At 64.4% G+C, this 12,517-nt stretch carries 14 protein-coding genes and 1 tRNA gene; 9 read left to right on the forward strand and 6 right to left on the reverse strand.

All coding sequences use genetic code 11. From position 1 onward, the window contains the following. Positions 1 to 93 precede the first annotated feature (93 nt). Positions 94 to 1,494 (forward strand): aminotransferase, encoded by a 1,401-nt coding sequence (locus ACILRA_RS03625; RefSeq protein ID WP_395660730.1) that lies wholly within the window; start codon positions 94 to 96, stop codon positions 1,492 to 1,494. Here ACILRA_RS03625 and ACILRA_RS03630 read toward each other — a convergent pair whose 3' ends face one another. Together ACILRA_RS03630 and ACILRA_RS03635 are read right to left on the reverse strand one after the other, a co-directional pair. Then, on the reverse strand, positions 1,495 to 2,697 hold the full coding sequence (locus ACILRA_RS03630) for a winged helix-turn-helix domain-containing protein (RefSeq protein ID WP_395660742.1): 1,203 nt from the start codon (positions 2,695 to 2,697) through the stop codon (positions 1,495 to 1,497). After that, the gene (locus ACILRA_RS03635) at positions 2,690 to 2,935 is read right to left on the reverse strand and encodes a zinc-finger domain-containing protein (RefSeq protein WP_395660743.1); all 246 of its coding nucleotides are present in this window, start codon (positions 2,933 to 2,935) and stop codon (positions 2,690 to 2,692) included. Before ACILRA_RS03635 ends, ACILRA_RS03630 begins: the two co-directional genes overlap by 8 nt. 52 nt (positions 2,936 to 2,987) lie before the next feature. Here ACILRA_RS03635 and ACILRA_RS03640 point away from each other — a divergent pair, with 52 nt between their 5' ends. Beyond that, positions 2,988 to 3,731 carry an alpha/beta fold hydrolase gene (locus ACILRA_RS03640; protein ID WP_395660731.1) on the forward strand — a complete coding sequence of 248 codons (744 nt, stop codon included), beginning with the start codon at positions 2,988 to 2,990 and terminating at the stop codon, positions 3,729 to 3,731. A 3-nt stretch (positions 3,732 to 3,734) separates the two neighbouring features. On the opposite strand, the gene ACILRA_RS03645 is transcribed toward ACILRA_RS03640, so the two are convergent. Continuing rightward, on the reverse strand, positions 3,735 to 4,523 hold the full coding sequence (locus tag ACILRA_RS03645; protein ID WP_395660732.1) for an enoyl-CoA hydratase: 789 nt from the start codon (positions 4,521 to 4,523) through the stop codon (positions 3,735 to 3,737). Between the two features lie 113 nt (positions 4,524 to 4,636). Between ACILRA_RS03645 and cysE the strand changes: the two genes are divergently transcribed. Genes cysE through ACILRA_RS03660 form a run of 3 tightly spaced genes read left to right on the forward strand, consistent with a single transcriptional unit; the run spans position 4,637 to position 6,256 of the window. Continuing rightward, complete coding sequence (gene cysE / locus ACILRA_RS03650) at positions 4,637 to 5,470, forward strand: serine O-acetyltransferase (protein WP_395660733.1); 834 nt, start codon at positions 4,637 to 4,639, stop codon at positions 5,468 to 5,470. 33 nt (positions 5,471 to 5,503) lie between these two features. After that, positions 5,504 to 5,716 carry a DUF3126 family protein gene (locus ACILRA_RS03655; RefSeq protein WP_395660734.1) on the forward strand — a complete coding sequence of 71 codons (213 nt, stop codon included), beginning with the start codon at positions 5,504 to 5,506 and terminating at the stop codon, positions 5,714 to 5,716. A gap of 12 nt (positions 5,717 to 5,728) precedes the next feature. Continuing rightward, complete coding sequence (locus ACILRA_RS03660) at positions 5,729 to 6,256, forward strand: gamma carbonic anhydrase family protein (protein WP_395660735.1); 528 nt, start codon at positions 5,729 to 5,731, stop codon at positions 6,254 to 6,256. On the opposite strand, the gene ACILRA_RS03665 is transcribed toward ACILRA_RS03660, so the two are convergent. After that, on the reverse strand, positions 6,243 to 6,974 hold the full coding sequence (locus ACILRA_RS03665) for a FadR/GntR family transcriptional regulator (protein ID WP_395660736.1): 732 nt from the start codon (positions 6,972 to 6,974) through the stop codon (positions 6,243 to 6,245). The two genes, ACILRA_RS03660 and ACILRA_RS03665, sit on opposite strands and share 14 nt — an antisense overlap. A 289-nt stretch (positions 6,975 to 7,263) precedes the next feature. On the opposite strand from ACILRA_RS03665, the gene ACILRA_RS03670 reads away from it, so the two are divergent. From ACILRA_RS03670 to ACILRA_RS03680, 3 genes are read left to right on the forward strand one after another with little or no spacing between them, the layout of a single operon-like run. Then, positions 7,264 to 7,767: a molybdopterin-dependent oxidoreductase gene (locus tag ACILRA_RS03670; RefSeq protein WP_395660737.1), complete on the forward strand. Its 504-nt coding sequence runs from the start codon at positions 7,264 to 7,266 to the stop codon at positions 7,765 to 7,767. Positions 7,768 to 7,784: 17 nt separating this feature from the next. Continuing rightward, the gene (locus ACILRA_RS03675) at positions 7,785 to 9,494 is read left to right on the forward strand and encodes a sensor histidine kinase (RefSeq protein ID WP_395660738.1); all 1,710 of its coding nucleotides are present in this window, start codon (positions 7,785 to 7,787) and stop codon (positions 9,492 to 9,494) included. Further along, positions 9,491 to 10,114: a response regulator transcription factor gene (locus ACILRA_RS03680; protein WP_395660739.1), complete on the forward strand. Its 624-nt coding sequence runs from the start codon at positions 9,491 to 9,493 to the stop codon at positions 10,112 to 10,114. The genes ACILRA_RS03675 and ACILRA_RS03680 overlap by 4 nt, the downstream gene beginning before the upstream one ends. A 361-nt stretch (positions 10,115 to 10,475) precedes the next feature. Here the strand turns inward: ACILRA_RS03680 and ACILRA_RS03685 are convergent, their stop codons facing one another. Further along, positions 10,476 to 10,886: a hypothetical protein gene (locus ACILRA_RS03685; RefSeq protein ID WP_395660740.1), complete on the reverse strand. Its 411-nt coding sequence runs from the start codon at positions 10,884 to 10,886 to the stop codon at positions 10,476 to 10,478. Between the two features lie 213 nt (positions 10,887 to 11,099). After that, a complete protein-coding gene (locus tag ACILRA_RS03690) occupies positions 11,100 to 11,756 on the reverse strand; it encodes a transglutaminase-like cysteine peptidase (RefSeq protein ID WP_395660741.1) in 657 nt (218 codons plus the stop codon). A 173-nt stretch (positions 11,757 to 11,929) separates the two neighbouring features. Between ACILRA_RS03690 and ACILRA_RS03695 the strand changes: the two genes are divergently transcribed. Further along, positions 11,930 to 12,014, forward strand: a tRNA-Leu gene (locus tag ACILRA_RS03695). Positions 12,015 to 12,517: the final 503 nt, after the last annotated feature.

A 12,517-nucleotide genomic window follows, 5' to 3' on the forward strand; every position in this document is an offset into this window, starting at 1 on the left:
ATCTGGCGAAACATGATCGTGGCGGGGCATAGCCAAATTGGCTGTTTTGTGATATTGAATCTTCATTCAATATGAAGATGCAGGAGGTCACCCGTGCTCCACCGCGCCCATAACCGTTTCGATGCCCAGGAACTCTGGCAGCAGGACCACGACCATTTCCTGCATCCCTTCACGCATTTCGACAGCTTCCGGAAGGACGGGTCCCTCGTGCTGGTGGAGGGTGAGGGCTGCTATGTGACGGATGCCCACGGCAAGCGTTACTTCGACGGCATCGGCGGCATGTGGTGCGTCAATGCGGGCTATGGCCGGAAGGAAATCGCCGAGGCGATGGCGGAGCAGGCGCTGCAGCTCTGCTACACCACAACCTTCGTGGACGTGACCAATGCGCCCGCGGCCCGGCTGGCGGCGAAGCTCGCCGCACTGGCGCCGGGCGATCTCAACCACGTGACCTATGCCACCTCGGGCTCCTGCGCGGTTGATACCGCCATCCGCCTTGCCCATTACTGCCAGGCGCGGCGCGGCGAGAAGAACCGGCGCTATGTGATCTCGCGCAAGAATTCCTATCACGGCTCCACCTACCTCGGCATGACGGTGGGCCTGCGCGACGGCGACCAGTCGGAGCAGTTCCGCTACATCCCCGATCTCGTGCACCATCTCTCCGCCCCCTATCCCTACCGCCGGCCGGAGGGCATGAGCCTCGAGGCCTTCAGCGATTTCCTCGTTGATGAATTCGCCGCCAAGATCGAGGAGCTGGGTGCGGGCAACATCGCCTGCTTCATCGCCGAGCCGGCCCAGGCTTCAGGCGGCGTCTGCATTCCGCCGCCGGGCTACCTGACGCGCATCAGCGAGCTTTGCACGAGGCACGGCATCCTGTTCATCGCGGACGAAATCGTCACGGCCTTTGGCCGGCTCGGCCACATGTTCGCCTCGCAGGATGAATTCGGCATCATCCCCGACATGATCATCTGCGCCAAGGGGCTGACGTCGGGCTATATCCCGCTCTCCGCCGTCATCTATTCGGACGCCATCCACGCCTCGATTTCAGCGCCCGACGCGGATGCCTGGTTCACCCATGGCTATACCTATTCGGGCCACCCCGTGGCCTGCGCCGTGGCATTGAAGAACATCGAGATCATCGAGCGTGAGGATCTTTGCGGCAATGCCGCCCGGGTGGGCGACTATCTCGAGAAGCGCCTGGCCGAACTGCGCAGCCTGCCGCTCGTGGGCGATGTGCGCGGCCGCCGCCTGATGATGTGCGTCGAATATGTGAAGGACAAGGCAACGCGCGAGAAGCTGCCCGACAGCTGCAACATCTCGAAGCGCATCTCCAACGAGTGCGAGGCGAAGGGCCTGCTGGTCCGCCCGCTGGGCCATCTCGACGTGCTCTCGCCTCCGCTCATCATGACCATGGCCGAGGTCGACTTCGTGGTGGACACGCTGCGGGGCGCCATTCTCAAGGCGACGGAAGAATTGACAGCCGAAGGCGTGATCTGATCACAGCGCCGCCTTCAGCGCGCCTGCCAGATTACCGCGCGGCCCGGCCTCGACCCCGGGAAGCGCGAGCCAGCGCGCCATCAGCCGCAGCTCTTGCGCAAGCGCCGCGGCGGTCTCCGCGGGGTCGGCATGGGCTTCATGGTGGGTGGCGTTGGCGCGCAGCACCCCGGCCTTGCGGTCAGCCTTCAGGCAGACCCGGCCCACGATCCTGTCCCGGTGCAGGAACGGCAACACGTAGTATCCAAATTTCCGTTTTTCTGCAGGGGTATAGATCTCGATCCTGTAGTGAAAGCTGAACAATCGCTCGGCCCGCGACCGCTCCCACACCATGGGGTCGAAGGGCGAGAGGAGGGCCGTTCCGCCCGCCTTGCGCGCCCGTATGGCATCGGCGTGCAGATAGGCCTGCTGCTGCCAGCCTTCAACACTGACAGGGGTCAGCCTGCCGTCCTCGACGAGTTCGGCGAGCGCGGTTCTGGCCTCTGCCACGGGCAGGCGGAAATAGTCCCGCAGATCGGTCCCGGTGGCCACGCCCAGCGCCGCGCCCGAGAGGTCCATCAGCTTGCGGATCGCATCGGCCTCGGACGGTGCCGGAAGTGCGAGGATCTCCTGCGGAATCACCCGCTCCGGAATATCATAAAGCCGCTCGAAACCGGAGCGCGCCGCGGTGGTAAGAAGCCCCTGGTCGAACAGCGTCTCCAGCGCCAGCTTGCCTCTTGACCAGCCCCACCAGCCGCCCTCCGCCTTGCCGCCGCCGGGCACCTGCGCCGCAACGGAGGGGCCGTTGCGGGTCACGAAATCGAGAACCTCGCGGAGGTAGCGCCGCTCCTCGCGGCCGAAGCGGTTCATCTGCACATAGGTGCCATCGCCAGCCCGCGCCCTGGCCATGCGCCAGCGCATCAGCGGGTGGAGGTCGAGCGGCAGCAGGCTTGCCTCATGCGCCCAGCATTCGAACAGCGCGCGCTTGCGGGTGCTGAAGCTCCGCTCGTCGAGCGTTGCGTGAGGGTAAGCACCCAGGCGCGAGAAGAGCGGCAGGTAATGCGAGCGGACGAGGACGTTGACGCTGTCGATCTGCAGCAGGTTGAGCTTGCGGATCATCGGGGCCATCCGGGCCCAACTCACCTGTCCCGTGCGGTCCCCATGGGTGAAGCCCTGCGCGGCCAGAGCCACGCGGCGGGCCTCTGCGATGGTCAGCCGGTCAGGCAGCCTTCCCGGTCCATGCCGCACGGGCGGGGATTGATTCTCCCGGCCCGAGGCGCGGGTTGAACTTGTAAAGCGTCGAGCAGTAGGGGCACACCGTCCCGGTTTCCGTGCCCATGTCGATGAAGATGTGCGGGTGATCGAAAGGCGGCAGCGCGCCGATGCACATGAACTCCTTCGCCCCCACCTCAATCGCCGGAAGGCCCATCTCGTTCTGGAAATGGGGTGTCGCGCCCGTTGCCATGTCATCCTCGAAATGCTTGTCTCGCAGGCCGATTAGCATATGTTCCGGGGCCATGCCTACATTCAATTCCGGCGGCGTCACCATCGCCTATCAGACGGCGGGCGAGGGGCCGCCCATCCTCCTCATCCACGGCTTCGCCTCCACGGGCCGCGTCAACTGGTGGGACACGGGCTGGGTAAAGTTGCTCGTGGATTCGGGCCGCATGGCCGTCACCTTCGACCACCGCGGACACGGCCAGAGCGAGAAGCTCTACGACTCTGCCCTCTACCCGGCCGCCGAAATGGCCGAGGACGCCCGCCGCCTGCTTGACCACCTCGGCATCCCGGCGGCTGATGTCATGGGCTATTCCATGGGCGCGCGCGTCGCGGCCTTCCTCGCCATCAACCACCCGCAGCGGGTGCGCCGCGCTATCTTCGCCGGCCTCGCCCAGCGCATGATCACCGGTGTCGGCGGGGCGCAGGCCATTGCGCTCGCCCTCGAGGCACCCTCGCGCGACGGTGTCACCGATCCTGCCGCCCGCTCCTTCCGCATCTTCGCCGAGCAGACGAAGAGCGACCTTGCCGCGCTCGCTGCCTGTATCCGCTCCTCGCGGGAGAAGATCACGGTGGAGGAACTCGCGCAGATCCGGGTTCCGGTTCTCGTGGTTGCTGGCGGCAACGACGATGTCGCGGGCGAGGTTGATCCGCTGGTGGACGCCATCCCGGGGGCGCGCGGCATCACGCTGCCCGGCCGCAACCACATGAATGCCGTGGGTGACCGCGGCTACAAAGACGCGGTCCTGGCGTTCCTCGCCTGAGGCTCACGCGCCGCGGAAGACGGGCTTGCGCTTTTCCATGAAGGCCGTGCGCCCCTCGGCATAGTCCTCGCTGTCGAAGCAGCGGGCGGCGAGCCAGGCAACCTCCGCGTCATCTTCATGGCCTGGCCTCCGGATCAGGAAGTCGATCGCCTTCTTGGCATGGGTGATGGTGAAGGGGGCGCCATCGGCAATGGCGGCGGCAAGTGCTGCGACCTCGGATTCGATATTGGTTGCGAGCCGGCCGATCAGACCGAGTGTCAGCGCCTCATCCGCCATCACCCGCCGCGCGGTGAAGATCAATTCCTTGGCGGTTGCGGGCCCGACGGCGGCGACGAGGTCGCTCAACCCGTCCAGCGGGTAGGCCAGCCCCAGCCGCGCGGGCGGCAGGGAGAACTGGGCGGACCCATCGGCGACCCTCAGGTCGGCAGCCAGCGCCAGGGCAAGGCCGCCGCCGATGCAGAAACCCTGCACCATGGCGATCACCGGTCTCGCACTACTCCGGATTGCATCCAGGGCATTGCCATTCAATCTCTCATAGCGGGCGGCAGCAGCCGAATCACTGCGCGCGGCGGCGAATTCAGAGATGTCAGCCCCTGCGGCAAAGGCTTCCTGGCCATTGCCGCGGATGATGATCACGCGCACCTCCGGATGGGCATTGAGGGCGGCGACGAGAGGCGGGATGGCGGCCCACATCTCGGCATTCAGGGCGTTTCGGCGTTCGGGCCGGTTCAACACCAGCCAGCCGGTCGCGCCTTCGACGAAGGCGTCGAGGAAGGCGGAAGGTGATTGCATTTTGATCATTGGTCAACTTTGTAGACTACCGAATAGCCCTTCACAATGCTGGCATAGGATATCCATATGGAGATCGTTGCGGTATAGTGCCAACCGGAACCCGGGAGTGAAGAATGCGTCAATCCGCCAGGACTCAGTCTGTCGAGAAAGTCGATCCCGTCTGGAGCCGCATCCGTGAGGAGGCCGAAGCGATCGCCCGGCATGAGCCGGCGCTCGGTGGCTTCATCTTCTCATTGGTCCTCAACCATGACAGTTTCGAGGGGGCGCTCACCCACCGCCTGGCCCAGCGCCTTGGCAATGCCGACATTGGGGCGGACCTGATCGTCCATGCCTTCAACGATGCCATTGAGGCCGAGCCCGAGATCGGCCATGCGGCCCGCGCTGACATCATCGCCACCTTCGACCGCGACCCCGCCTGCCACCGCTACATAGACCCGTTGCTCTATTTCAAGGGCTACCAGGCGATCCAGACGCAGCGCATGGCGCATCGCCTCTGGCACATGGGCCGCAAGGACTTCGCCTATTACCTGCAGAGCCGCCTCTCCATGATCTCCTCGATCGACATTCACCCGGCGGCCCGCATCGGCAAGGGCATCATGGTCGACCACGGCCATGACATCGTCATCGGCGAAACCTCGGTGATCGAGGACAATGTCTCGATCATGCAGGGGGTGACACTCGGAGGCACCGGCAAGGAGGCGGGCGACCGCCACCCCAAGATCCGCCGTGGCGTGCTCGTGGGGGCAGGGGCCAAGATCCTCGGCAACATCGAGATCGGCCATTGCTCGCGCGTTGCCGCCTGTTCGGTCGTGCTGCATGACGTGCCACCCAACACCACGGTCGCGGGCGTTCCCGCCAAGGTCGTGGGCTATGCCGGTTGCACCGAGCCCGCCCGCGCCATGGACCACAATGTGGAGCCGGTTGCAGCACCTGAGGATAAGGGCTAGACGGACGCCTCCAGCCAGCGGAGAGGTCCGGCCTTGAAACCCGAAGAGATTGCCAAGCTCACGAAATTCCTGCGCGCCAAGTTCGAGCTGGCCTCGATCAGTGTCAGAAAGCGGCCGCAGAAATCCGATTCGGCGGAGGTCTACATCGGCGAGGAATTCGTCGGCGTCATCTTCCGCGACGAGGAGGACGGCGAACTCTCCTATAATTTCTCGATGGCAATCCTCGATTTCGACCTCGAGGACTGACGGAGGCCGGTCATGGCGATCTATGCGCTGGACGGCATCGCGCCGGAACTGCCTGCCGAAGGCTCATTCTGGATCGCGCCCGATGCCGCGGTGATCGGCAGGGTCCGCCTGCTGCCGATGGCGAGCGTCTGGTTCGGCGCGGTGATCCGCGGCGACAATGAATGGATCACCATCGGCGAGAATTCCAACGTTCAGGATGGCGCGGTGCTGCACGCCGACCCTGGCCTGCAGCTCACCGTCGGGCAAAATTGCACCATCGGCCACAAGGCGGTCCTGCATGGCTGCGAGGTGGGCACCAACACCCTGATCGGCATGGGCGCGGTGATCCTCAACCGCGCGAAAATCGGCAGCAACTGCCTGATCGGGGCCAATGCGCTCATCACCGAGGGCAAGGTCATTCCTGACAATTCCCTTGTCATGGGCCAGCCCGGCAAGATCATGGGCGAACTCAACGCCGAGACTGTCGCCGGGCTCACCCGCTCCGCGGCGGGCTATGTGCGCAACTGGCAGCGCTTCGCCCGGGGCCTCACGCCCCTCTGACCGCGAGAATCCCGTCAGTATCGTCGAGCAGGGCCGCCATGCTGCGCCGTGCCGCCTCGGGGTCCTGCCGGGCGATCGCCTTTACCACATCGGCATGCAGCGCCAGGATGCGCTCAGGCTTCGCGGCGTGCCGCGTCGTGAAGTCGAACATGCTGGCCAGCGCCTGCTCGATGATGATGCCGAAGGGGGCGAGCAACTCGTTGTTGGCCGCTGCCAGCAGGCGGAGGTGGAAGCTCACGTCCGCCTCCACCATGGGCTTGGCGCCTGTTGCAGTCCGCATGGCGTCGAGCGCCGCCTCCAGCCCGTTGAGTTGTTCCGGCGTGCGCCGCGCCGCGGCCAGCACCGCCACGCCCGGCTCCAGAATGCGCCGCACCTCCTGCAGCGCCAGCAGGAAGCCCCGCTCATCCATCGCAGCGCGGTGCCAGGCCATCACGTCGCGGTCGAGCAGGTTCCAGCGCTCGCGCGGCTCCACGCGTGAGCCGATCTTGGGGCGGGACACCAGCAGGCCCTTGCCGTTCAGCGTCTTGATCGTCTCGCGCACGGCGGTGCGGCTGGCGCGGAACCTGCGGCCCCATTCCGCCTCATTGGGCAGCAGGCTGCCGGGCGGATAGGTGCCGTTGAGGATGAGTTCGCCGATCCCGGCGGCAAGCTCCGCATGGATGCGGCTTCCGGGCTTGCGCCGCGCAGGGCGGCTCGCGGTCTTCCGCCGCTGCTCCATTTAAGATCCCGATCCCATTGTCCGGCAAAGATCTACGCGCCCGCGCGCGAGCCTGCAACGGCGGCTGTCTGGGTGGGCAGGAGCGGTAACAACCCTTGCGATTTTCATCAAACCGGCGGTCATCCATCAAAACAGCATGAACCCTTGCCAAAGGTAGTGGTGGGCTACGTAGTAATGCTGATTGCCGAATCTAAACGATTTCAATTATCCCGGAAGTCAACACGATTTCGTGTGGTCCGTTGCTTCAAACGATCGCACACAATCGAATGTGTTTATGGGGGATGAAGCAATGAGACTGCTGCTTGCCGCCGTGCTGTGCCTTCAGGTCTTGTTTTCGGGTGAATCCTTGGCCTGTCACCTTCCGATGCCGAAAGGCCCCGTGATCCTCACCGTCGATGGCCAGATCAGTCATTGCAGCGAAGGTCTCGTCGTTCAGTTCGACATAGCCTTGCTGGAGCAGCTGCCGCGCCAGACTGTGACGACGGAAAACCCGTGGCAGGAAGGCGCTGCAACCTATGAAGGCGTCCTCCTGCGCGATCTCGCGGCTCACGCCGGCGCCAGAGGCCGCGTGTTGAGCATCGCGGCGCTCAACGACTACAGCGCCGACATCGACATTGCCGACACGCAGACAATCGATGTCATTCTCGCCTACAGGCGAGATGGCCAATACATGCCCGTGCGCGAGAAGGGGCCACTGTTCGTGATCTTCCCCTTCTCGGACCAGCCGTCGCTGGGAAACGACAAGCGCTTCGCGCAGTCGGTCTGGCAGGTGTCGCGGATCACCGTGAAGTAAGGGCAGAGGACGCCGCCATGTCTGTTTTCAATCGCCTGTGGTCCGCCATCTTCGGCAACGGGAGTATCGCCCTTGCCATAGGCCTTCTGTCGATTGGCGCCTCAACCGTCATCGCGATCATGGCCTATTCCGAGTTGGTGAAAGTGAATTCCGGGGAGGACGACGCGCGCTGGTCGGTTTTCGAAGTGGGTTTCGAATACCAGCGCCTCTTGCTGGCCGCCGAGCGGGGCGACAGCCTGGCGGAGTTGAGGCAGCGTGGGGAGATCTACATGAGCCGCGTGCTGATCCTGCGTGATGCGCCCCTGCTGGCGCATGTGCGCGAAGGAATAGGCACGGAGAAGCTTCAGGTCCTCTTCGGGTCGGCACACGAGACCGACCGGCTGCTGCAGGGTCTCGACAGCCTCAACCTGCGCGTTGGCCTGATCAGTCATCTCAGGGCCGATGCCCCGATGATCCGCAAGCTTTTGCTCGCCATGGCAAGGCTTGACCGCCAATTCTATCATGAGAGCCGCGCAGACCATAACTGGCGCATGCTGGTCTATGTCGCGGCGCTCGAAGCCCTCATGGCCGCGCTGCTGGTGCTGAGCATCGTTCTCTTCCGCACCATGCGGGAGCTGCGCAGGGCTGGGCGGGAACTCGCCGCCCGGCACGCCGCGCAGAATGCAATCCTCAGGTCTGTTGATACTGCAATCGTTGGCCTCGGTCCGGATGGTGCCGTGCTCTATGCGAATCCCGGTGCCAGGCTCCTGCTCGGCGAAGCTGCTGGCCATGGCGCCCGCCCGTCGTCCGACGTGGAGAGCACGAACTGGCTCTGCGCCGCCATCGCGGCGCTGCTCCGTGACCTGCCGAAGGTCAACGACTTTCGCGTCCAGCAAAAGGTTCGGGTCGACCTTGGTGGCGGCCCGCGCCATTACATCATCAGCGCCACGGCCACCGGAAGCACCGATCATGCCTCCCATATCCTCGCCATCACCGATGTCACGACCGAGGAGGAGGCTCATCAGCGGCGGCGGGAATATGATGAACGCCTGGGCGAGGCGAGCAGGGTGCTCGCCTATGCAACGATGTCGGGCGGAATCGTGCATGAGATCAGCCAGCCATTGGCCGCGATCCGCAACTATGCCTATGCGCTGAAAGTATCGCTCGGGCTGCGGAACGCCAGTCCGGAGCAACACGCCATCGCCGAGCGCCTCGGCGAGGAGGCCGATCGCGCCATCGAGGTTGTCCGCAACGTCCGCCGCATGGGCCCGCAGCAGGCAGAGGACAGCGGCGTGTGCGACATCCATGAGGTGATTGCCCATTCCATCCGGCTTGCCGCGCTTGGTGTGGAGCCGCCGCCGCCCGTCACCGTCACATCGGATGTGAAAGGGGTGCTCGTGGCGGGCTCGTTGCCGATGATCGGCCAGGTCGTCGTCAACCTGCTCAAGAACGCGCTCAGCGCCTCCACGGCCGCGGGCCGCGCCGGGGCGGAGGTCAAGGTCATGCTGCGCGAGGACAGTGCCGAGGTCATTGTTGCCGATTTCGGCACCGGGGTCCCGGCGGATGCCGCGAGGACCATGTTCGCGCCCTTCGTCAAGTCGGCGCGCGGCGGCATGGGGCTCGGCCTCTCGATCTGCCAGCGCATCGCCGACAGCCTCGGCGGTTCGCTCTCCTGGGAGAACAGCAGCACGGCGGGCGCTGTCTTCAGGTTCACGGTTCCGCTTGCCAGGCAAGGAGTTACGTCATGAATGCGTCAAGGACAGTCATGGTCGTCGATGACGACAGGGGCTTTGCCCATTCGCTTGCCGGACTTTTGTGCGCCGCCGGCTACCGCACCTGCGTCAGCCACGATCCGGCAGGCGCCATGTTGCACGCCCGCGCGCAGCCGGTTGATTGCGCGCTGGTCGACTATAATCTCGGCGCTACGCTCGGCACGTCGCTGATCGCGAGGCTCGGAGATGAAGGGCATATCTTTCCCAAGATCATGATCACGGGCTTCGGCGATGTCAGGACCGCCACCCAGGCGATGAAGCTCGGCGCTGCGGATTGTCTCGAAAAGCCCTATGACCCGGAAGAGCTGCTCACCGCCATCGAGACCGCCATGGCCAAGTCGCGCGACCGCGTGCAGGTGTCAGACGGCATCCGCGAGGCGCGGCGGCTGCTGCAGCAGCTCACCGGTCGCGAAAGCGAAATCGTTGATGCCATCGTGGCGGGCCGCTCCAGCAAGCAAATTGCCGATGCCCTGTCGGTCAGCCAGCGCACGGTTGAAGCGCACCGCGCCAATGTGCTCCAGAAGCTTGCCATCTCCAACACCGCCTCCCTCGTCCGCCTCGCCGTGCTGGCAGGCCTCGGCCCGCCGCAAGCATGACCAATTCCCCATTCTCGCCGTCATGCCAGCGAAAGCTGGCATCCCGCTTTCTCTGCGGCACATGCTGACCGAAAGCGGGACCCCAGCTTCCGCTGGGGTGACGGAACGATTGGAGCGAGCGGCGAGACCGGCGGGCGGTCAAATGGAATCCTTGTGACGGCTGATGTCTTCTCCCGCTTCTTCAGCGGGAGAAGAAGGGACCCGTTGCGGAACGCAACGGGGAGATGAGGGAACAAGGGCGCTACATACAATTCGGAGCACCGCATTCCCTCACCTCCCCCAACTTCGTTGGGTCCCCTTCCTCTCCCGCGTTGCGGGAGAGGACGCTGGGCAAGCTGACCTCACCTCAGCGCCCGCCACGCTAGATGAAGCGGTGATCGAGGCTGCCAAGGAAATTGAGGCAGGCAATCGCGCGGCGGGTGTCGCGCTCCATCCGGTAGCGGCCATCGCGCGTGCAGGCGGCAACGAGGCTCGGCACGTCGCCGATCATGGCATACAACGCCTCGCAGAGCTGCCGCCCCATCGGAGCAGCGCCAGGGTGGGGCGGTTCGGCCAGAACCCGCGCCAGCGTCGCGCGCACCAGCACGAAGCGGCGAAGCCCCTCGATCGCATCGAGAAGTGCCGTGGCGTCCAGCAGGTCGCTGCTCTGGTGGTAGCGCCGTGCGGCGCTGTCGATGCCGTCCATCGCTCCGGCGACGGAAAGCCGGGGGTCATCTCCCGGTGCATCGAAAATAGTTGTGCCGGGTATGGCATCGTAACTGCTGGTACGCATCGTAATCCTCACTGACTAACGCGAATGATAATGCGCCGCCGCGTGATGATGCGCGATTGTCAACTCCCGCAGGTCCGTCGGTAGAAATACCGTATACGGATGAAAAACCTGTGGTTGAATGGGCGGAGCCGGCGCAGGTGGGGCTGCGCCGGCTCCTGGGCCCGGTCTGTTGGGATTGGTGAGGGGACTTCGACCGGGCTTGTTTCAATCTCTTCAGTTTCTGGCGGCGTCAGCCTCCGCGCCGAGCAGCATCGCGGACGTCGTGAGCCCGCCACGCTCGAGCAAGACCCACTCGCGCGGGTCACGGTCCGACTGGCGCTTCAGGAATATGTAGTCGAGGTCGGACCAGCGGCGGATGTCGTTGCGCCGGTTGTCGAGCACGAAGTCGCCTTCCTCCGTCCTGAGGGTCAGCACCGCATGGCCTTCGTTGCGCTCGTCCAGCACCACGGTGATGAGAAGGGAAGAGCGTGCGAAGCCAAGCTTCTCGAGGTAGCGCTTTTTCAGCAGCACATAATCCTCGCAGTCTCCTGCGTTGGCGGGGAAAGCCCAGTACTCGTCCTCGCCATAGATGTCGGCGTCGCTGGCCGGGCTGATCTTGCCGTTCACATAGCTGTTCAACTGGTAGACGATGCGCCAGCGCTCGCCCGTCATCAGCGCCTTTCGCGCCGTCCTGCCGGCGGAGCGGCATTCGCGCGGGTTGCGGGCGCAGAAATTGACGAAGCCCACGGGCGGCAGGGTCTTTCCGGCGGATGTGGTGAAGTGCGCGCTGCTGGCGCGTTCCTCCGCGCGGTGAAAGCCCGCGGCTTCCGCTGTCTCCATGCCCAGCATGGTTGCCAGCAGGACCGCCCCTAGCCTGGTGGTGATACTCATGTGACCCCGCGCCCCGGACCTGTTCTCGTTAGCTTGCAGGAATAACCCGCGAGGCTTTGAGATCCTGTTCAGAAAGGCCCGCAAATGCCGCGCTTTCGGGTAGGGAAGGATTCACCACCAAGGGGGTTGATTAATGGGGATGCCCCTGTTAGACACCGCGCCACCAATGACGTGCGGCCATGGCGGAATTGGTAGACGCACTAGCTTGAGGTGCTAGCGGGTAACACCGTGGAGGTTCGAGTCCTCTTGGCCGCACCAACCTTCCTTACGGATAATGAGATGTTTCGAAGCGGCAGCGCAGCCGAAGCACTCTTATATTTTACCCGAGCGGATGGTTACGGAAAGCTACCCTGGCATTGCGGATAAGAGGCGCTGCCATGCAGCTGGATTGCTGAGCATCGGGCGGGGCTACGCCACTGCACCAACGTAGCCCTGAATGGCCGCCGAATCGCGCCATCGACGTCAACTGACGAAGGCGCTGGTGCGGGCGGGGGGACTCGAACCCCCACTTCCTTACGGAAAGCGGATTTTAAAGCGGCGGGCGGTCAGTTGAGATCAGCTTGCCCAGCGTCCTCTCCCGCAACGCGGGAGAGGAAGGGGACCCAACGAAGTTGGGGGAGGTGAGGGAATGCGGTGCTCCGAATTGTATGCAGCGCCCTTGTTCCCTCATCTCCCCGTTGCGTTCCGCAACGGGTCCCTTCTTCTCCCGCTGAAGGAGCGGGAGAAGACATCAGCCGTCACAAGGATTCCATTTGATCGCC

Source organism: Aestuariivirga sp., from assembly GCF_044239095.1.
Classification (GTDB): domain Bacteria; phylum Pseudomonadota; class Alphaproteobacteria; order Rhizobiales; family Aestuariivirgaceae; genus Aestuariivirga.

Bases quoted from the DNA above. Each gene is read 5' to 3' on its own strand.
- ACILRA_RS03635 (WP_395660743.1), bottom strand. From the start codon at position 2,935: ATGGCAACGGGCGCGACACCCCATTTCCAGAACGAGATGGGCCTTCCG.
- ACILRA_RS03640 (WP_395660731.1), top strand. From the start codon at position 2,988: ATGCCTACATTCAATTCCGGCGGCGTCACCATCGCCTATCAGACGGCG.
- ACILRA_RS03645 (WP_395660732.1), bottom strand. From the start codon at position 4,523: ATGCAATCACCTTCCGCCTTCCTCGACGCCTTCGTCGAAGGCGCGACC.
- cysE (WP_395660733.1), top strand. From the start codon at position 4,637: ATGCGTCAATCCGCCAGGACTCAGTCTGTCGAGAAAGTCGATCCCGTC.
- ACILRA_RS03660 (WP_395660735.1), top strand. From the start codon at position 5,729: ATGGCGATCTATGCGCTGGACGGCATCGCGCCGGAACTGCCTGCCGAA.
- ACILRA_RS03665 (WP_395660736.1), bottom strand. From the start codon at position 6,974: ATGGAGCAGCGGCGGAAGACCGCGAGCCGCCCTGCGCGGCGCAAGCCC.
- ACILRA_RS03670 (WP_395660737.1), top strand. From the start codon at position 7,264: ATGAGACTGCTGCTTGCCGCCGTGCTGTGCCTTCAGGTCTTGTTTTCG.
- ACILRA_RS03675 (WP_395660738.1), top strand. From the start codon at position 7,785: ATGTCTGTTTTCAATCGCCTGTGGTCCGCCATCTTCGGCAACGGGAGT.
- ACILRA_RS03680 (WP_395660739.1), top strand. From the start codon at position 9,491: ATGAATGCGTCAAGGACAGTCATGGTCGTCGATGACGACAGGGGCTTT.
- ACILRA_RS03685 (WP_395660740.1), bottom strand. From the start codon at position 10,886: ATGCGTACCAGCAGTTACGATGCCATACCCGGCACAACTATTTTCGAT.
- ACILRA_RS03690 (WP_395660741.1), bottom strand. From the start codon at position 11,756: ATGAGTATCACCACCAGGCTAGGGGCGGTCCTGCTGGCAACCATGCTG.